Below are 19035 nucleotides of genomic sequence, written 5' to 3'. Positions count from 1 at the left end.
GGCGGTCTCCCCTACATTTCCGCCATGGGAATCGAACTCGACACCGAGGCCGTCGCGCGCCTGCGCGACGCCGTCACAGGAACCGTCTACGTGCGCGGCGATGCGGGGCTCGCCGCAGAGGTCGCCTGCTTCAACCCGGCGATCCGCCACGACCCCGACGTCGTCGTCGCCGTCGCCTCCGAGAGCGACGTCGCGGCGGCCGTCCGCTTCGCCCGCGAGGCCGGCATCCCGGTGCGGGTGCAGTGCACCGGCCACGGCGCTGAAGCGCCGATCGTCGGCGGCATGATCCTGTCGACGCGGGGAATCGACGGGCTGACCATCGACCCCGACAGCCGTGTTGCCAGGATCGGCGCGGGCCTCCGCTGGGCGCCGGTCATCGTGGCCGCGGCCGAGCACGGCCTCGCACCGATCACCGGCTCGTCGACGAGCGTCGGAGCGGTCGGCTACAGCCTCGGCGGCGGCGTCGGCCCGCTCGCGCGGACGTACGGCTTCACGGCCGACTGGATCCGCGGGTTCCGGGTGGTCACCGCCGACGGCGAGATCGTCACGGCCGACGCCGAGACGAACCCCGACCTGTTCTGGGCGCTCCGCGGAGGCAAGGGCGGCCTGGCCGTCGTCACCGAGATGACGCTGGAACTCGTGCCCCTGAGATCCCTCTACGGCGGCAGCGTCTTCTTCGAGGGACCGGCGATCGAGCCCGCGCTGCGAGCCTGGATCGACTGGTCCGCCGGGCTGCCCGATGAGGCGACGACCTCCGTGGTGCTCCTCGCGGTTCCTGACGTCGACGGACCGCCCCCGCCGCTGCGCGGCCGCACCGTGCTCAGCGTCCGCTTCGCCTACCCCGGAGACCCGGCAGAGGGCGAGCGGCTGTTCGCGCCGATCCGTGCAGCCGCTCCTCTGTACCTCGATTTCGTGGCCGAGATGCCGGCGACGGCCGTCGCCAGCATCCACAACGACCCGGAGGAGGGCGGGCCGACCTGGATCCGCGGTTTCATGCTCGACACGTTCGACCAGGACGCGGGCGATGTGATCCTCGAACTCGCCGGCCCGGGCTCCGGCTCGCCGTTCCTCGCGGTGGAGATCCGCCAGCTCGGCGGCGCGACGGCACGGGACACGGCGGACGGCACGGCCGTCGGCGGTCGCGACAGCGGCTACACGCTCAGCCTGCTCTCCGGCGACCCGTCGACCTTCGCAGAGGCCGCTCCGGCCCGGGCGAAGGCCATCGCGGAGGCGCTGAGCGACCGGATCTCGGCGGTCACCAACGTGAACTTCGCCGGAGACCTGGCCGATCGCGCCGCCTTCGAACGGGTCTGGCCGCCGGCCGTCTTCGAGCGCCTCGCGGCCGCCCGGGAGCAGTGGGACCCGGATCGCGTGTTCGCCTTCGGGCCCGCCTGAGCGAGGGCGACGGCTACTCGCTCCAGACGCTCGGCGCCTCGGCGCGGGTGGACGGGAGCGCGGCGTCGGCGCCCCACTCGAGCAGCCACTCGGGAACGGCGACATCCGTCGGCGACGGGCCCACCGCGTCCAGAAGCTCCTCGATCGTGACGATGCCGCCGCCGCGCTTCAGGAACCGCCCGCGGATGAACGCCTGCGTGTAGATCTCGCCGTCGACCGTGAAACGCTGCTCGACGTAGACCGCCTTCTCGTCGAAGCCGAGGATGCGGGACTCGACGATGAAGGGCTGCCAGAGCTCCAGCGACTTGCGGAAGGAGATCGTCTCCGAGGCGACCACCGGGTACCACCCGCGGCGCTTGAAGATCGCCCACACCCCGTTCCGCTGCAGCAGGTCGAAGCGGCCGATGTCGGCGATGGACAGATACACGCCGTTGTTCATGTGCTTCAGGATGTCGAGGTCGGTCGGCAGTACCCGGAACCGTGTGCGCGCCACATCCCAGCGGCCGAGCCGCGGGCCGAAACGGGAGATGATCGCGTGGAGCATCGTCCGGAAGATCATGTGCACGCCGTCATGTTAGTGATCCTCCGCACGATCGGAGCATTCGTTGTCCGATCCCTCCAAGCATGGCCGCAGGATCGCCGTGCTCGGTCGTGCGGAGCCCCCAACCGTGCGGGCTCAGTTCGGGCTGATCCGCAGACTGGCGATGCGGACGTCCCGCAGCGCGAAGGTCATCGGGCCGGTGCCGTTGTAGCCGTCGCCCGACACCGTCAGCGTGACCACGTAGGTGTCCGGTTCGTCGCCGGGACGGACGTCGACCGGCTCGAAGTGGGAGTTCTTGCCGATGTTGTCCGTGCGGTCCCACGATCGCACGCCGTCGTGGCCGTGGAACTCGCGGCCCCAGTCGTTGAGGTAGGCGTCGTCGGTGAACGTCTCGACGAAGGCCGCGGAGTCTCCCCGGTTGGTGGTGTCCACGAATCGCTGGATCGGCCCGGGAAGGGTCGTGTCCGCCATGTGCTTCCTCCCTGGTTGGACGGTGGGTGGGATGCGGTGCGTCCCGCTCAACGGTCGAGCGGGACCTCCAGGATGCTGACACCCGCAGGCGGCGCGGAGAGCGCCTGGTCGAGTTCCCCCTTGGTGCGCGCGACGGAGTAGTGCCAGCCGTACGCGGCGGCGAGCGCCGCGAAGTCGACGGAGTGCGGGGTGTAGAGGACGCGGTCGAACGCCTCGGATGCCGCCGTGGCTGCGACCTCCAGGCCGTCGAAGATGGTGCCGCCGCGGTCGTTGCCGACGACGACCTGAAGATGGGGCCGCCGCTCCCCCGCACCGAGCAGCAGCGAGCCGGCGTCGTGCAGCAGGGCGAGGTCGCCGAGGAGCACGCGCGTCACGCCGCTGGGGGTGCCTGCCGCCTCGGCGGACGCCTGGCTGGCGAGCGCGATCCCGGTCGCCGTCGCGATGGTGCCGTCGATGCCGGCGAGGCCGCGGTTGGCGTGGACGCTGATCTTCTTGCCCGGCACGATCCGGTCGACATCGCGGATCAGCCTGGACGCGCCGAGCACCAGCCGGTCGTGCGGCCAGGTGTACCGCCACACGGCCTCCGCGAGCAGGGCGCGCGTGATGGGCGCCCGGATGGCGGCGAGCTCGGCGGCGGCGAAGGCCAGGGCGTCGGCCGGCTCGTAGGAGCGGGCCTTGTCGACGTCCGGGGCGACGGCGGCTGGGTTGGCGTCGCGCTCGGCCTGCTCGGCGATGCGCCGACTGGCGAACACCCAGCGTCCGACCCAGCCGCGGACCTCCGGGGACCGGAGGTCGGTCGCCGGGTCGGCCTCCACCGCTCCGACGATGCGTGCGCGATGCGCCGGGTTGTACGCCTGTCGCCCGGTGGGCGCGACGACGATCACCTCGACGTCGGAGCGGGTGAGCAGCGCGGGGACCTCGCGGCTGAGCGTCGGGTGCCCGAACACGACCGCGCGTCGCACGATCCCGCCGAAGCCTTCGTCGCGCAGCAGTTCGCGGTACGAGACGACGAGGTTCGGCCCGAAGTGCGCGCCGCTGGAGACTTCGGCGAGCAGCGGGAGCCCGGCGTCACGAGCGAAATGCTCGGCGGCCGGCCCCGCGTCCGCACCGGCGACGACGACCGTCGGCGGGCCGGCCTCGACGACCTCGGTCGCACGGTCGAGCGCGGCGGGCGGCGCCGTCTCGGGCAGCTCGCCGCGCATCGTCTCCGGCAGCGGCGGGACCGCGACGGACAGGGGCTCGCGGAACGCGACATTGAGGTGGACGGGACCGGGATCGGCGGTCTCCGCTCCGACGGCGGCACGGACGGCGGTCGCGGCGAGCGCGGCCGCCTGCTCGTCCTCGGCCGGGGCGCCATCGGGCGCATCGACGTCGTCGGACCACCGGACGGCGTCGGCGTACAGACCGTCCTGTTGGGTGGTCTGGTTGGACCGGATGCCCCGCAATTCTTCTGGCCGGTCTCCGGTGACGACGATGAGCGGGATGCCCGCCTCGTGCGCCTCCAGGACGGCCGGGTGCAGATTGGCGGTAGCGGTGCCGCTTGTCGTGATGACCACGGCGGGCGCTCCGGTCTCGCGCGCGAGGCCGAGGGCGAGGAACCCGCCTGAGCGCTCGTCGATCCGCACATGCAGGCGCGCGGAACCGGACCGCTCGAGCTCGGCCGCGACGAGCGCGAGCGCCTGCGAGCGGGAGCCCGGGCTGACGACGATGTCCCGTACGCCGTTGCGGACGAATCCGGTGAGCAGTGCGAGGGAGAAGTCGGTGGCCGGGTTTCCGGTGCGCTGGCGTTCGGGCGCGTCCGTTTCGGGCGCGTCCGTTTCGCGCGCGGCGGTGCCCGTTCCGGTGGTGGTACCCGGCTCGGTGGCGTCGCCCGCGTGCGGGCGGTCAGCCATCCCGGCGGCCGGTCTGGTCGTTGTCCGGGCCGTTCTCGTCGAGCTCGGCGAGTTCTTTCTCGAGCTGCCGGATGCGCTCCTCCTGGTCGCGGTCCATGCGGAGCTTGCCGAGGAACTCGGGGTCGTCATCGGGTGCCGTGACTCGCCGGACGTTGTCGGCGCGGCGGCGTCCCCGTCCGATCAGGAACCAGAGGATCCCGCCGATGATCGGGAACAGGATGATGATGAGCAGCCACACGGGCTTCGGAAGGCCGCGCACTCGGGACCGGTCGAACAGGGCGCAGTCTGCCACCGAATAGATGTAGAACACCACGGCTGCGACGCCGAGGGCTATCCAGAGGCGAACCATGGGTCAATCGTAACTCTCAGAGACGGTCTCTAAGCTGGGAGGGTGAAGCGGATTCCCTCTTGGATCACCTACACCGTGCTGCGCCTCCTGGTGTTCGCGGTGCCCCTGGCGATCCTGCTTCTCGTGGGCGTCGTCTGGTGGCTCGCGGTCATCGCCGCGGCGCTCATCGGCCTGTGCCTGTCGTACATCTTCCTGAGCCGCCCGCGGAACGCCGTGTCCTCCGACCTGTACGCGGTGCGCCACCGCGACAAGCCGGTCCGCTCGGAGGATGACGACGTGGAGGACGCCGCCGTCGACGAAGCGGCTACGGACGGCACCGACGCCGGCAGTACCGACGCCCACAACACCGACGCCCACCGTTCGAACTCAAGCGGTCCGGCCGCCTGACCTCCGCTCAGAAGGCGTAGGCCGCCCCGAGCGCGATCCCGACGAGCAACCCGGTGATGCTGGTCAGCTGGAGAGCGGTGACGAGCTCCCGCGGCGTCTTGGCGAACAGCGTGATCACGCATGCCGGCAGCGCCGCCAGCAGCGCGAACATCCCGAACCACGCGAACGGGTAGAGCAGCGCGATCACGGCGAGGATGCCGAACGGCACAAGGAGCAGAACGCAGAACGCGATGCGGGACGCGATGTTGCCGAGCAGGACCGCGAGCGTCCGCTTGCGCGCCTGGCGGTCCGGCTCGATGTCGCGGATGTTGTTCACCATCAGGACCGCACAGGCGATGAGGCCCGCGATGACGGCGCCGTACCACGCCTCCTGGTTGACCAGGCCCGCGAGCATGTAGGTCGTGCCCGCCGTGGCGACGAGGCCGAAGAAGACGAAAACGAACACCTCGCCGAGGCCGTAGTACCCGTAGGGTCGCTTGCCCCCGGTGTAGAACCAGGCCGCCGCGATCGCCGCGGCGCCGACCAGGAGCACCCACCAGTACTGCGTGAGCAGCACCAGGATCAGGCCGGCGACGGCCGCCAGCCCGAAGAAGACGAGCGCGACGGTCAGCACCGTGCGCGGCGCGGCCTTGCCGGACCCCGTCAGGCGTCCGGGCCCGACCCGGAAGCGGTCGGTGCCGCGGATGCCGTCCGAGTAGTCGTTCGCGTAGTTCACGCCGATCTGCAGCAGCACGGCCACGGCAAGGCAGAGCAGTGAGCGCACGGGATGCCACACGCCGGGTCCCTCCGCGACCTTGGCCGCGCCGACACCGATGAGAACGGGCGCGACGGCCAGCGGAAGGGTCCGAAGCCGCGCGCCGGCGATCCAGTCGGCGGTCGTCGCGGGCTTGGCCGGGGCTGCAGCGGCTCCGGGCCGTCCACTCTTCCCACCTCGCGGCCCGCGCGACGTCGGCGGCGCCATCCGCTCCATGCGTGGCTTGTTCTGACTCATCACAGTGCGAATCGTAACAACATCGGCTATGCCGCCCCGCTCGCAGCGGCCGCCGCAGTGTCCGCAAGCGCGATCCGATCGGGCTTACCGCTGGCCAAGCGCGGTACCTTCTCAAGCCCGACGATGCGCGCGGGTGCTCCCGCGCGGCCGACGCGCCCGGCGACATGCTCGCGGACCGCGGCCAGGCTCTCGGGCGCGGCCCCCTCCAGGACGACGATGGGAACCTGTCCCCACTCGGCGTCGTCGACCGCCACGACGACCGCGTGCTCGAACCCGGTCAGCTCCTGCACCGCCCGCTCCACCGCGTCGAGCAGCACCTTCTCGCCGCCCGAGATGATCACGTTGTCCGACCGCCCGAGCACGGTCACCCGACCGCGCTCATCCACGCGTCCGACATCCCCCGTGCGGTACCACCGCGCTCCGTCGTGCTCCACGAAGGCGGCGGCCGTCCGTTCCGCGTCTCCGATGTATCCCTCCGCCAGCGACGGCCCGCTGATCTCCAGTTGCCCGCCGTTCTCGCGAACGACCGTCGTCCCGATCGGGACCCCGTCGTAGACGCATCCCCCCGCCGTCTCGCTGGAACCGTAGGTGGTCACGATTCGCGCACCGAGCTGGAGCGCGCGCTCCCGCAGCGCCGGCGCGAGGGCCTGCCCTCCGACCAGGATGCCGTCGAACCGTCGCAGCGCCGACCCGACGCGGCGCGACCCTGCCTCGACCGCCTCCACCAGGCGTGACAACTGCACGGGAACCAGCGACGTGTACCGGAGGTCATGCCGCATCGTCTCGGCCACCTCCGCGTACCCCTCGGCGTCGAAGTGCCCGGCACCGTAGAAGATGGGCTCCGTCTCCGCGGCCAGGGACCGCACGAGCACCTGGGCCCCGGCGACGTAGTGTGCCGGCAGCGCCAGCACCCACTGTCCCTGTCCGCCCAGCGCGCCCGCCGAGGCCGCCGCACTGGCGAGGAGCGCGTCCGCCGACAACGCCACGCGCTTGGGCACCCCCGTCGATCCGGAGGTCTCGATCACGAGTGCCACGTTCTGCGCCACCCGGTCCTCCGCCTCCGGCCAGTCGGCGGCGACGCCCTTGCCCGCTCGCGGCACTACGGCCGGTCCGCCTCCGCCGAGCGCATCCGCGATCGCGGCGAAGACCTCCTCCGGCCGCGATGAGTCGACTACTCGCACCGCGCGCGTCACCGGCTCGCCCCTCAGTACTGCCACGGGAACGGCGACCAGTCCGGCTCCCGCTTCTGGAGGAAGGCGTCGCGCCCCTCGACCGCCTCGTCCGTACCGTACGCGAGCCGTGTCGCCTCTCCGGCGAACAGCTGCTGCCCGACCAGTCCGTCGTCGACGGCGTTGAAGGCGTACTTCAGCATCCTGATCGCCGTCGGCGACTTCGTCAGGATCTCGTTCGCCCACTCCAGAGCGACCGTCTCGAGCTCGGCATGCGGCACGACCGCGTTCACCGCACCCATCTCATACGCACGCTGAGCCGAGTACTCCCGCGCGAGGAAGAACACCTCCCGGCCGAACTTCTGCCCCACCTGGCGAGCGAAGTACGCAGACCCGTACCCGGCGTCGAACGAACCGACGTCGGCATCCGTCTGCTTGAACCGGCCGTGCTCCTCGCTCGCGATCGTCAGGTCGCAGACGACATGCAGCGAGTGGCCGCCGCCCGCCGCCCACCCCGGAACGACGGCGATCACGACCTTGGGCATGAAGCGGATGAGACGCTGGACCTCGAGGATGTGCAGCCGGCCGCCCCGTGCCGCATCGATGCTCGACGCCGTCTCACCCTCCGCATACTTGTAGCCGTCGCGCCCGCGGATGCGCTGGTCGCCGCCCGAGCAGAAGGCCCACCCACCGTCTTTCGGGCTCGGCCCGTTGCCCGTGAGGAGGACGACACCGATCGCCGGGTTGGTGCGCGCGTGCTCGAGCGTTGCGTACAGCTCGTCGACCGTGTGGGGCCGGAAGGCGTTGCGCACCTCGGGCCGGTTGAACGCCACCCGCGCGATACGCCCGCTGAGGTCGTGGTGGTAGGTGATGTCGGTCAGCCCGCCGAAGCCGGGCACCTCCCGCCAGGCGCCGGGGTCGAAGAGTTCTGAGACGTCCGCTTGCATGGATCCAGACTACGGTTCGGGGTTCCGCCCGGACCCCTGCGTGCAAAACTTGTGGAATGTTGCCCGAGCTCGCCGACCTGTTATCAACTTCGCGGGTCGTGTCGCTGCCCATGACCACGCGCTTCCGCGGGATCACGGTGCGCGAAGCCGTGCTCTTCGAGGGCCCGGAGGGCTGGACCGAGTTCTCGCCGTTCGTCGAGTACGACGACACGGAAGCCGCGGCCTGGCTGCACGCTGCTATCGACTTCGGCTGGCGGGCGACGCTGCCGCCCCTCCGCGACCGCATCCCGGTGAACGCCACGATCCCGGCTGTCGAGGCGGAGCAGGTCGCCTCGATCCTCGCCCGGTATCCCGGCGCGCGCACCGCGAAGGTCAAGGTCGCCGAGCCGGGACAGACCCTGGCCGACGACGTGGCACGCGTTCACGCGGTCCGCGACGCACTCGGACCTGAAGGGCGCATCCGCGTCGACGCCAACGCCCTGTGGAACCTCGACGAGGCCGAGCACGCCGTCCACGCGCTCGCTCCCTTCGACCTCGAGTACGTCGAGCAGCCGTGCGCGACGGTCGACGAGCTGGCCGAGCTGCGCCGCCGCATCCGCTACATGGGGATCCCGGTCGCCGCCGACGAGAGCGTCCGCAAGGCGGCCGACCCGCTCGCCGTCGCCCGGGCCGGCGCGGCCGACGTCCTCGTGGTGAAGGCGCAGCCGCTCGGTGGGGTCCACTCCGCGAGCCGCATCGTCGCCGCGGCCGGCCTGCCGGCCGTCGTATCGAGCGCGATCGACACCTCCGTAGGCATCGCGATGGGGGCTCACCTCGCCGCCGCCCTCCCCGAGCTCGAGTTCGACTGCGGCCTGGGCACCGTCGCGATGTTCGTGCAGGACGTGGCCGATGAGCCTCTCCTCCCGCACGACGGCGCCATTCCGGTGGCGCGCCCGACCGTGTCGTCGGCCCGATTGGACGCGCTCGGCGCCGACGAGGACCGCACGGCCTGGTGGCTCGATCGGGTGCGTCGGTGCTACCGCCTCGTCGAGCGGTCGAGGGCGCTCTGAGGGAAGTGCGCCGGAGGCGTCAGCTGTAGAGGCGCTCGGGAACCTCGAGCGCGTAGATCGGTCGTCCGGAGCCCCAGATCGCGGCGCATGCCGCGCGCAGCAGGTCGACCTCGTTCGAGCCCTCCGAGAGGATGCGCACGTCGTTGCCTTCGATTGCGACGGTCGCGTCCCGAATGGTGACGGCGCCGTTCCGCGCGGTCCGCACCTCGGGGTACGGCTCGTTGAGCCCGCGCAGGTCCTCCAGGACGTAGGTGGGCCGCGAGTCGGCGTCCGCGGCGAGCAGCTGCTTGGCCCGGTCGATGCCGGTCAGCACCAGCACCGAGTCGATGCCCGCGCGGTTCGCGCCCAACACGTCGGTGTCGAGTCGGTCGCCGATGAACAGCGGCTTGTGCGCACCGAAGCGCGCAACCGCCTCGTCGAAGATGGCCCGCTCGGGCTTGCCTGCGACGATCGGCAGGCGCCCGACCGCGGTGTGCACGGCCGAGACGAGCGTCCCGTTGCCCGGCGCTATGCCTCGCTTGACGGGGATGGTCCAGTCGGTGTTGGTCGCGATCCACGGCCGTTCGGTGTCGGTGCGCCCCTGGAGCGCGAACGCGGCTTCGGCCAGCTGCTCCCAGCCGACCTCCGGCGCGAAGCCCTGGATCACCGCTGCGGGATCGTCCTCTGCGGAGCGGGTCACCGTGAAGCCGCCCTTCTGCACCTCGTCCACGAGCCCGTCGCCGCCGACGACCAGGACGGCCGAGCCGGCGGGGACGTGCTGGCCCAGCAGCCTCACGGCCGCCTGCGGCGAGGTGACGACATCGGACGGCTGGACGCGCAGCCCGAGGTCGCTGAGATGACCGGCGACGGCCGCATCCGTGCGCGACGCGTTGTTCGTGATGTAACCGACTCGCACGGTTGCAGCGACGCCGTTGAGGCTGTCGATGGCGTGAGGGATGGCGTCGGGACCTTTGTAGACGACGCCGTCGAGGTCCGCGAGGACCAGGTCGACGCCGTCGAGCGGAGTGCGCATCTCAGTGCTCCGTCGGAACAGTGCCATCGTTCGGCTCATCCTCCTCGTCGGGTGTGGAGGCATCCGCACCCTCCTCCACGGTTTCGTCGACCGTCCCGTCGAGGTCGAGCTCCTCTTCGACGATGTCGACGGTCTCGTGCTCGTCCATCAGTCCGGCCTCGACCAGGGCCTCCTCCGCCCTGGTCGCCCGTTCGCGCCAGCGTTCGGCATCAGTGTCTCGGCCCAGCTCCTCGAGCACCTCGGCGTACGCGTGGAAGAGGTCCGCACTGTAGCTGAACGCACGGTCGGGGTCGAGCTGCGGGATCTCGAGCTCCGCGAGCGCGGCCTCGGGCTGCCCAAGGTCGAGACGGGCACCCGACATGGCGATCGCGAGCGACACCTGGACGTCGGCGGGGAGGGTCGCCCGGTCGACCGAGCGACCCAGCTCGAGCGCCCGGTCAGGTCGGCCCACACCGCGCTCGCTGTCGACCATCAGCGGCAGCTGGTCGTTGGAACCGGAGATGCGGCGATACGTGCGCAGCTCGCGGAGGGCGAGCGCGAAGTCGCCGGTCGCGTACGCGGTGATCGCCAGCGTCTCGCGCACCACGGCCACCCTTCCCGCACGCCGGGCAGCGGACAGCGCATGACTGTGCGCCGCGGCCGGGTCCGACTCGATCAGCCGGCCGGCCATCACGAGGTGCTTGGCCACCCAGTCCGAGTTGTCCTTGCTCAGCGTCTTGAGCTCGACGCGCGCTTCGTTCGGAAGATCTCGCGCCTGCACGTCGTCCGGGATGACAGGGTCGTCGTGGCGGGGACGAACCGACTGCAGTTCCCGCGACAGGCGGTATTCCTCGTCGCTCCGGTTGTTCTGGTCGCGAGCGTCGCGGTCGCCGCGCGCGGGACGTCCCTCGCGGGTCCAGAGCTTGTCGTCGCGTCGCGGACCACCGGCCCGCGATCCGGCCGACCACGGCTTGCGGTCGACCTGAGGCGGCCGGCCGTCGCGCGCGCCGCCAGCGCGCTGAGGTCTTCCCTCTCCGTCGCGGCGGGGCGCCGCACCCTGGCCGTCGCGCCCACGGTAGCCGCCACGCTGCTCGTCGCGACCGCGGTATCCACCGCTCTGACCGTCGCGGCCGCGGTAGCCGCCCGCCTCCTGACCGTCACGGCTGCGATATCCGACACCGTCACGTCCTCGAGAGGCACCGCCGCCCTGACCGGGACGCCCACGGTAGCCGCCGTCGCGCTGGCCGTCGCGGCTCCGGTAGCCGCCGTCGCGCTGGTCGTCGTTGCCTCGATAGCCGCCGCCCTGACCTTCGCGGCGGTCGTAACCGCCGGACTTGCCGTCACGGCCGCGGTATCCGCCGTCGCGCTGGCCGTCGCGGCCACGGCTCGCGCCTTGCTGGTCGCGGCCACGGTATCCGCGATCCGAGCTCGACCCTCCGCCTCGGCGGTTTTCGCCGTCGCCGGATCCGGACGGGCGCCCACCGCGCCACGACGCGCCGCCGGCGCCGGATGAGCGATCCCTGGAAGCGCCGGCCGCCCGCGACCGCCCGGCGGAGGAGCCGCTGGACGGACGGCGACCATCGCCGCGCTCGGGACGGTTCGACTGCGAACCGCGACCGCTGCGGTCGTTACGGGTGTTGTCGTCTGCCGGTGTCTCGCTCACGGCTTCTCCTGTCGAAATCGGCGGGGTCGATCGCCGCCATTGTCTCGGAACTGTACGACCCCGTTAACGCGAAATGGCCACCCATCACTGGGTGGCCATCTCACAAAGAAGTCCGGCGGTGTCCTACTCTCCCACAGGGTCCCCCCTGCAGTACCATCGGCGCAGAGAGTCTTAGCTTCCGGGTTCGGAATGTAACCGGGCGTTTCCCTCTCGCTATGGCCGCCGAAACACTATTGATGTATCAAAGTGAACGTCGAGCGTTAGCTCGAATCAGTTCTCGACCGTACATCGAGAACCACATAGTGGACGCGAACAATCTTGGGCCCCTCATAGCTGCCTTACAACGTTTATGAGAGTGGTGATTATCAAGTTATCGGCTTATTAGTACCGGTCAGCTCCATGGGTCTTTAGTCCCCACTTCCACATCCGGCCTATCAACCCAGTAGTCTAGCTGGGAGCCTCTCGCCCGAAGGCATGGAAATCTCATCTTGAGGCCGGCTTCCCGCTTAGATGCTTTCAGCGGTTATCCATCCCGAACGTAGCTAACCAGCGGTGCTCTTGGCAGAACAACTGGCACACCAGAGGTTCGTCCAACCCGGTCCTCTCGTACTAGGGTCAGATCCTCTCAAATTTCCTACGCGCGCAGCGGATAGGGACCGAACTGTCTCACGACGTTCTAAACCCAGCTCGCGTACCGCTTTAATGGGCGAACAGCCCAACCCTTGGGACCTACTCCAGCCCCAGGATGCGACGAGCCGACATCGAGGTGCCAAACCATGCCGTCGATATGGACTCTTGGGCAAGATCAGCCTGTTATCCCCGAGGTACCTTTTATCCGTTGAGCGACAGCGCTTCCACAAGCCACTGCCGGATCACTAGTCCCGACTTTCGTCCCTGCTCGACTTGTCAGTCTCACAGTCAAGCTCCCTTGTGCACTTACACTCGACACCTGATTGCCAACCAGGTTGAGGGAACCTTTGGGCGCCTCCGTTACTTTTTGGGAGGCAACCGCCCCAGTTAAACTACCCACCAGGCACTGTCCCTGAACCGGATTACGGTTCTAAGTTAGATATCCAGAGTGACCAGAGTGGTATTTCAACAATGACTCCACCGACACTGGCGTGCCGGCTTCAAAGTCTCCCACCTATCCTACACAAGCCACACCGAACACCAATACCAAGCTGTAGTAAAGGTCACGGGGTCTTTCCGTCCTGCTGCGCGTAACGAGCATCTTTACTCGTAGTGCAATTTCGCCGAGTTCGCGGTTGAGACAGCTGGGAAGTCGTTACGCCATTCGTGCAGGTCGGAACTTACCCGACAAGGAATTTCGCTACCTTAGGATGGTTATAGTTACCACCGCCGTTTACTGGGGCTTAAATTCTGAGCTTCGCCGAAGCTAACCCTTCCTCTTAACCTTCCAGCACCGGGCAGGCGTCAGTCCGTATACATCGTCTTGCGACTTCGCACGGACCTGTGTTTTTAGTAAACAGTCGCTTCCCACTGGTCTCTGCGGCCTTCAAACGCTCCCGGAGCAAGTCCGTTCACGCCTCAGGCCCCCCTTCTCCCGAAGTTACGGGGGCATTTTGCCGAGTTCCTTAACCACGATTCTCTCGATCTCCTTGGTATTCTCTACCTGACCACCTGAGTCGGTTTGGGGTACGGGCGGCTGGAACCTCGCGTCGATGCTTTTCTCGGCAGCATAGGATCACCCATTTCGTCAATGAAGACTACGCATCGTGCCTGGGCCTATATGAGAGACGGATTTGCCTATCTCTCGGCTTACACACTTACACCGGGACAACCATCGCCCGGCTGGGCTACCTTCCTGCGTCACACCTGTTAATACGCTAGCCGCACCAGCATGGGGTCGAGCGTTAGGCCCGGACCTTCACCCCGAAGGGATCCGTGTCCAGGATTAGGACTCTTAGCACCACTGGATTAGCTTGGGCGGTTCTTCGCCGGTACGGGAATATCAACCCGTTGTCCATCGACTACGCCTGTCGGCCTCGCCTTAGGTCCCGACTTACCCAGGGCGGATTAGCCTGGCCCTGGAACCCTTGGTCTTTCGGAGGACGGGTTTCTCACCCGTCTTTCGCTACTCATGCCTGCATTCTCACTCGTGTGGCGTCCACGGCTGGTTTACACCGCCGCTTCACTCGCCACACGACGCTCTCCTACCCATCAACACGGCTGGACCACGAAGGCCTACCAATAGTGTCAATGCCACAACTTCGGTGGCGTGCTTGAGCCCCGTTACATTGTCGGCGCGGAATCACTTGACCAGTGAGCTATTACGCACTCTTTCAAGGGTGGCTGCTTCTAAGCCAACCTCCTGGTTGTCTGTGCAACTCCACATCCTTTCCCACTTAGCACGCGCTTAGGGACCTTAGTTGGTGGTCTGGGTTGTTTCCCTCTCGACGATGAAGCTTATCCCCCACCGTCTCACTGCTGCGCTCTCACTTACCGGCATTCGGAGTTTGGCTGACGTCAGTAACCTTTTGGGGCCCATCGGCCATCCAGTAGCTCTACCTCCGGCAAGAAACACGCAACGCTGCACCTAAATGCATTTCGGAGAGAACCAGCTATCACGAAGTTTGATTGGCCTTTCACCCCTATCCACAGCTCATCCCCTCAGTTTTCAACCTAAGTGGGTTCGGTCCTCCACGACGTCTTACCGTCGCTTCAACCTGGCCATGGATAGATCACTTCGCTTCGGGTCTAGGACATGCGACTGAATCGCCCTATTCAGACTCGCTTTCGCTACGGCTACCCCTCACGGGTTAACCTCGCCACATATCGCTAACTCGCAGGCTCATTCTTCAAAAGGCACGCTGTCACCCCTACAAGGAGGCTCCAACGGTTTGTAAGCAAACGGTTTCAGGTACTATTTCACTCCCCTCCCGGGGTACTTTTCACCTTTCCCTCACGGTACTTGTCCGCTATCGGTCATCTGGGAGTATTTAGGCTTATCAGGTGGTCCTGACAGATTCACACGGGATTTCTCGGGCCCCGTGCTACTTGGGATACTTCTCGCGCCATTGGACAATTTCGGTTACGGGGCTGGCACCCGCTGTGGCTGGCCTTTCAATGCCATTCACCTATCATCCTTTGTAACGCTTGCAGTTCGGCAGAAGCTGCTGAAAAGTCCCGCAACCCCGACCATGCAACGCCTGCCGGCTATCACACATGATCGGTTTAGCCTCTTCCGGTTTCGCTCGCCACTACTAACGGAATCGCTTTTGCTTTCTCTTCCTGTGGGTACTGAGATGTTTCACTTCCCCACGTTCCCTCTACCCGCCCTATATATTCAGGCGGGAGTCACTGGGTCACCATAAAGGGCCCAGCGGGGTTTCCCCATTCGGAGATCCTCGGATCAAAGCTCGTTTATCAGCTCCCCGAGGCTTATCGCAGATTACTACGTCCTTCTTCGGCTCCAGATGCCAAGGCATCCACCGTTTGCTCTTAGAAACTTGAAATCACATGAGTTTTAGAATCGATCGCCTCATCCGAAGATGAGGAGATTGACCAATGATCTATAAGTCAGTACATGAAGTACTGCTTTGATCTGTGATCCGAACCCGAAGGTTCGAATCTAAGATGCTCGCGTCCACTGTGTAGTTCTCAAAGTACGGGCGGTACCTTCTCCGCCGGCCCAGTTATGGCCGACCAGAAAAGGTCCAGAGGATTCGGTTCTCATCCGTTCGGATGAGGTCCGGTCCCTCAGGACCCAACAGCGTGCATGTGCAGGGCTTCCGGGTCCGAACCGTTCCTACCTGCAAGAGGCGTACTGGGTTCGAGCCGTTCGGCTCCGCACCAATGTCAATGTTCCACCCATGAGCTAACCGGCTGAGACGTTCGCTCAGATCCGGCGCCTGGACACCCGAGGGTGCCAGATGCTCCTTAGAAAGGAGGTGATCCAGCCGCACCTTCCGGTACGGCTACCTTGTTACGACTTAGTCCTAATCACCGATCCCACCTTCGACGGCTCCCTCCACAAGGGTTGGGCCACCGGCTTCGGGTGTTACCGACTTTCATGACTTGACGGGCGGTGTGTACAAGGCCCGGGAACGTATTCACCGCAGCGTTGCTGATCTGCGATTACTAGCGACTCCGACTTCATGAGGTCGAGTTGCAGACCTCAATCCGAACTGAGACCGGCTTTTTGGGATTCGCTCCACCTTACGGTATTGCAGCCCTTTGTACCGGCCATTGTAGCATGCGTGAAGCCCAAGACATAAGGGGCATGATGATTTGACGTCATCCCCACCTTCCTCCGAGTTGACCCCGGCAGTCTCCTATGAGTTCCCGCCATTACGCGCTGGCAACATAGAACGAGGGTTGCGCTCGTTGCGGGACTTAACCCAACATCTCACGACACGAGCTGACGACAACCATGCACCACCTGTTCACGAGTGTCCAAAGAGTTCCCTATTTCTAGGGCGTTCTCGTGTATGTCAAGCCTTGGTAAGGTTCTTCGCGTTGCATCGAATTAATCCGCATGCTCCGCCGCTTGTGCGGGCCCCCGTCAATTCCTTTGAGTTTTAGCCTTGCGGCCGTACTCCCCAGGCGGGGCGCTTAATGCGTTAGCTGCGACACGGAAACCGTGGAATGGTCCCCACATCTAGCGCCCAACGTTTACGGCGTGGACTACCAGGGTATCTAATCCTGTTCGCTCCCCACGCTTTCGCTCCTCAGCGTCAGTTACGGCCCAGAGAACTGCCTTCGCCATCGGTGTTCCTCCTGATATCTGCGCATTCCACCGCTACACCAGGAATTCCATTCTCCCCTACCGCACTCTAGTCTGCCCGTACCCACTGCAGGCCCGAGGTTGAGCCTCGGGTTTTCACAGCAGACGCGACAGACCGCCTACGAGCTCTTTACGCCCAATAATTCCGGACAACGCTCGCACCCTACGTATTACCGCGGCTGCTGGCACGTAGTTAGCCGGTGCTTTTTCTGCAGGTACCGTCACTTTCGCTTCTTCCCTACTAAAAGAGGTTTACAACCCGAAGGCCGTCATCCCTCACGCGGCGTTGCTGCATCAGGCTTGCGCCCATTGTGCAATATTCCCCACTGCTGCCTCCCGTAGGAGTCTGGGCCGTGTCTCAGTCCCAGTGTGGCCGGTCACCCTCTCAGGCCGGCTACCCGTCGTAGGCTTGGTGGGCCGTTACCTCACCAACTACCTGATAGGCCGCGAGTCCATCCTTGACCGAAGTTCTTTCCACGCACAGGAGATGCCTCCGTGCGTCATATCCGGTATTAGCTTCCGTTTCCGGAGGTTATCCCAGAGTCAAGGGCAGGTTACTCACGTGTTACTCACCCGTTCGCCACTAATTCCCTAGAGCAAGCTCCAGGTTCATCGTTCGACTTGCATGTGTTAAGCACGCCGCCAGCGTTCGTCCTGAGCCAGGATCAAACTCTCCGTAAAATGTTTAGCTCCAAGTCGCAAGCGACTGGAAACATAGTGCAGACTCGGGCAGGAAATATGCCCTCGTACTGCGAGTTTGTCTTGACTAGTTTCGAATATCTACTGACATTCTGTTTCTAATCCAAAGGAATCTCGCATCAACCACTAGACTGTGTCTAGAAGGTCAATGCCGAGGTTGTTTGGCATTTGACATTGTGCACGCTGTTGAGTTCTCAAGGATCGGACGCTCTCGCCTTTCAACCTTCCGGCTGTCTCTGCGAGGCAACTTCTCTACCTTACCACTCTCAGTCAGTTTGTCAAGTCGGCGTTTCGTGTTCCTCGTTGGCCCGATATGTGGTGGGCACAACCGATTCACACGATCCAGACCGGTTAGACCTGCTCAGTGAGTGGGTGTTAATCCTAAGCGCAGCAAGCGAACTAATTCAAGTTCAGGTTTGCCGCTAGGCTTTGGATTTGGTCCCGCTTGAGGCCGGGGAGCTCTTCCGCTCTCCCGCACCTTTGGGGTGACAAGTAAGTACTTTACGCAGGCCTCCGGGACGTCGCAAATTCGGCCCGCATCCCGGGCGTGTCGCGCTTGACTTCCGCGAGATTCCGCGGATCTTCACCGCCACCCCGTCCTGAAACGACAGAACCCCCTCCAGAAGCCGGCGGCTTCCGGAGGGGGTTCGATCGTGATCGGGACCGGTCGATCACAGACCCGAGTAGGCGTGAAGTCCGTGGAAGAACACGTTGACGATGCCGAAGTTGAACAGCACCGCGGCGAATCCGATGATCGCGAGCCACGCGGAACGGGATCCGCGCCAGCCGCGCGTGGCACGCGCATGGATGTACCCGGCGTAGATCACCCAGATGATGAAGGTCCACACCTCCTTGGTGTCCCAGCCCCAGTACCGGCCCCACGCCTTCTCGGCCCAGATCGCGCCGGCGATCAGCGTGAAGGTCCAGGCGATGAAGCCGACGATGTTGATCCGGTACGCCAGGTTCTCCAGCACCACCGAGTTCGGAAGGGTCGCGAGGAACCGGAACTGCTGAGGCCGCGACTCCGCGACCTGCCGCTCGCGTCGGTACTGCAGCAGCTGCAGGCCCGACAGGGCGAACCCGAGAGCGAAGAACGCCGTGCCCAGCACGGCCACGATGATGTGGATGACGAGCCAGTACGACTGGAGCGCCGGCTGCAATGGCACCACCGGCACGTAGTACCGCAACAGCGCGATGCCCTGGAGCACGAGGACCAGCCCGAGCACGAAGGTGCCGATGTACTTGATCTGCCACTTGAGGTTGGCGACAAGGAACACCCCGATGATCACCAGGGTCCCCGTCATCGAGAACTCCCACATGTTCGCCCACGGGACTCGCGCCGCGGCGATGCCGCGCAGCACGACGGCGACGAGGTGGAAGGCGAAGCCGACGATGGTCAGCGCGAAGGCCCACCTCATCGACGCCGAGTTCGCGGACCCGTTCACGAGGTCGTCCTCGACCTTGGAGCTGATCCGGGATGACAGTCGGCCGAGCGCCGACGACGGCGGGGACGAATCCCCAGGGCCCACGCCGATGATCGCGGTCGTGGGCGCCCCCACCGGTGTGGACGCCTCGGCCCGCCGGGCGACCGCGCTCGGCACCACTGCCGCCTCGACCGCCGTCGCCCTCGCCCCCCGCCGGGCGAGGTCGAGCGCGAAGGCGATGAACGCCGCTGCGTAGAGTCCCATCGCCGCGTACAAGAACACGGTCGAGAGTTGAGCGAGGGTTTCGGTCACGATGCCAG

At 66.1% G+C, this 19035-nt stretch carries 13 protein-coding genes and 3 rRNA genes; 3 read left to right on the top strand and 13 right to left on the bottom strand.

The genetic code is table 11. From position 1 onward, the window contains the following. The first annotated feature begins 24 nt into the window (after window positions 1-24). On the top strand, window positions 25-1395 hold the full coding sequence (locus P5G59_RS13655; RefSeq protein ID WP_301219533.1) for an FAD-binding oxidoreductase: 1371 nt from the start codon (window positions 25-27) through the stop codon (window positions 1393-1395). A gap of 13 nt (window positions 1396-1408) precedes the next feature. On the opposite strand, the gene P5G59_RS13650 is transcribed toward P5G59_RS13655, so the two are convergent. The 4 genes from P5G59_RS13650 to P5G59_RS13635 form a co-directional block, all read right to left on the bottom strand. Beyond that, complete coding sequence (locus tag P5G59_RS13650; protein WP_301219532.1) at window positions 1409-1960, bottom strand: thioesterase family protein; 552 nt, start codon at window positions 1958-1960, stop codon at window positions 1409-1411. Between the two features lie 111 nt (window positions 1961-2071). Further along, entirely contained in the window at window positions 2072-2407 is a 336-nt protein-coding gene (locus P5G59_RS13645; protein ID WP_301219531.1) for a nuclear transport factor 2 family protein, read from the bottom strand. Window positions 2408-2454: 47 nt separating this feature from the next. Next, on the bottom strand, window positions 2455-4299 hold the full coding sequence (gene menD, locus P5G59_RS13640) for a 2-succinyl-5-enolpyruvyl-6-hydroxy-3-cyclohexene-1-carboxylic-acid synthase (protein WP_301219530.1): 1845 nt from the start codon (window positions 4297-4299) through the stop codon (window positions 2455-2457). Further along, the gene (locus P5G59_RS13635) at window positions 4292-4648 is read right to left on the bottom strand and encodes a PLDc N-terminal domain-containing protein (protein ID WP_301219529.1); all 357 of its coding nucleotides are present in this window, start codon (window positions 4646-4648) and stop codon (window positions 4292-4294) included. The genes menD and P5G59_RS13635 overlap by 8 nt, the downstream gene beginning before the upstream one ends. Window positions 4649-4690: 42 nt before the next feature. On the opposite strand from P5G59_RS13635, the gene P5G59_RS13630 reads away from it, so the two are divergent. Further along, window positions 4691-5035, top strand: a complete 345-nt coding sequence (locus tag P5G59_RS13630) for a DUF4229 domain-containing protein (RefSeq protein ID WP_301219528.1) — start codon at window positions 4691-4693, stop codon at window positions 5033-5035. A gap of 7 nt (window positions 5036-5042) precedes the next feature. Here the strand turns inward: P5G59_RS13630 and P5G59_RS13625 are convergent, their stop codons facing one another. Genes P5G59_RS13625 through P5G59_RS13615 form a run of 3 tightly spaced genes read right to left on the bottom strand, consistent with a single transcriptional unit; the run spans window position 5043 to window position 8142 of the window. Then, window positions 5043-6026, bottom strand: a complete 984-nt coding sequence (locus P5G59_RS13625) for a 1,4-dihydroxy-2-naphthoate polyprenyltransferase (RefSeq protein WP_301219623.1) — start codon at window positions 6024-6026, stop codon at window positions 5043-5045. Between the two features lie 26 nt (window positions 6027-6052). Continuing rightward, the gene (locus tag P5G59_RS13620; RefSeq protein ID WP_301219527.1) at window positions 6053-7219 is read right to left on the bottom strand and encodes an AMP-binding protein; all 1167 of its coding nucleotides are present in this window, start codon (window positions 7217-7219) and stop codon (window positions 6053-6055) included. A gap of 11 nt (window positions 7220-7230) precedes the next feature. Then, a complete protein-coding gene (locus P5G59_RS13615) occupies window positions 7231-8142 on the bottom strand; it encodes a 1,4-dihydroxy-2-naphthoyl-CoA synthase (protein WP_301219526.1) in 912 nt (303 codons plus the stop codon). A 56-nt stretch (window positions 8143-8198) separates the two neighbouring features. On the opposite strand from P5G59_RS13615, the gene P5G59_RS13610 reads away from it, so the two are divergent. After that, a complete protein-coding gene (locus P5G59_RS13610) occupies window positions 8199-9191 on the top strand; it encodes an o-succinylbenzoate synthase (protein ID WP_301219525.1) in 993 nt (330 codons plus the stop codon). Window positions 9192-9210: 19 nt separating this feature from the next. On the opposite strand, the gene P5G59_RS13605 is transcribed toward P5G59_RS13610, so the two are convergent. The 6 genes from P5G59_RS13605 to ccsB form a co-directional block, all read right to left on the bottom strand. Continuing rightward, the gene (locus P5G59_RS13605) at window positions 9211-10230 is read right to left on the bottom strand and encodes an HAD-IIA family hydrolase (RefSeq protein ID WP_301219524.1); all 1020 of its coding nucleotides are present in this window, start codon (window positions 10228-10230) and stop codon (window positions 9211-9213) included. Further along, on the bottom strand, window positions 10205-11845 hold the full coding sequence (locus P5G59_RS13600) for a hypothetical protein (protein WP_301219523.1): 1641 nt from the start codon (window positions 11843-11845) through the stop codon (window positions 10205-10207). The genes P5G59_RS13605 and P5G59_RS13600 overlap by 26 nt, the downstream gene beginning before the upstream one ends. 110 nt (window positions 11846-11955) lie before the next feature. After that, window positions 11956-12072: ribosomal RNA gene (gene rrf, locus P5G59_RS13595) — 5S ribosomal RNA — on the bottom strand. Window positions 12073-12206: 134 nt separating this feature from the next. After that, a 23S ribosomal RNA gene (locus P5G59_RS13590) occupies window positions 12207-15321 on the bottom strand. Window positions 15322-15749: 428 nt separating this feature from the next. After that, window positions 15750-17273 (bottom strand): 16S ribosomal RNA (locus P5G59_RS13585). Together the 16S, 23S and 5S rRNA genes form the textbook arrangement of a ribosomal RNA operon. A 689-nt stretch (window positions 17274-17962) precedes the next feature. Further along, window positions 17963-19027 carry a c-type cytochrome biogenesis protein CcsB gene (gene ccsB, locus P5G59_RS13580; RefSeq protein WP_301219522.1) on the bottom strand — a complete coding sequence of 355 codons (1065 nt, stop codon included), beginning with the start codon at window positions 19025-19027 and terminating at the stop codon, window positions 17963-17965. Window positions 19028-19035 lie beyond the last annotated feature (8 nt).

The organism is Leifsonia virtsii, assembly GCF_030433675.1.
In the GTDB taxonomy this organism is placed as follows: Bacteria; Actinomycetota; Actinomycetes; order Actinomycetales; family Microbacteriaceae; genus Leifsonia; species Leifsonia virtsii.
Note: the sequence above shows the minus strand (reverse complement) of the source record. Positions and strands in the feature narration are given on the sequence as shown.

Coding starts and splice junctions, on each gene's coding strand:
- P5G59_RS13645 (WP_301219531.1), bottom strand. CDS start 2,407: ATGGCGGACACGACCCTTCCCGGGCCGATCCAGCGATTCGTGGACACC.
- P5G59_RS13605 (WP_301219524.1), bottom strand. CDS start 10,230: ATGGCACTGTTCCGACGGAGCACTGAGATGCGCACTCCGCTCGACGGC.
- P5G59_RS13625 (WP_301219623.1), bottom strand. CDS start 6,026: ATGAGTCAGAACAAGCCACGCATGGAGCGGATGGCGCCGCCGACGTCG.
- P5G59_RS13615 (WP_301219526.1), bottom strand. CDS start 8,142: ATGCAAGCGGACGTCTCAGAACTCTTCGACCCCGGCGCCTGGCGGGAG.
- menD (WP_301219530.1), bottom strand. CDS start 4,299: ATGGCTGACCGCCCGCACGCGGGCGACGCCACCGAGCCGGGTACCACC.
- P5G59_RS13610 (WP_301219525.1), top strand. CDS start 8,199: ATGTTGCCCGAGCTCGCCGACCTGTTATCAACTTCGCGGGTCGTGTCG.
- P5G59_RS13635 (WP_301219529.1), bottom strand. CDS start 4,648: ATGGTTCGCCTCTGGATAGCCCTCGGCGTCGCAGCCGTGGTGTTCTAC.
- P5G59_RS13655 (WP_301219533.1), top strand. CDS start 25: ATGGGAATCGAACTCGACACCGAGGCCGTCGCGCGCCTGCGCGACGCC.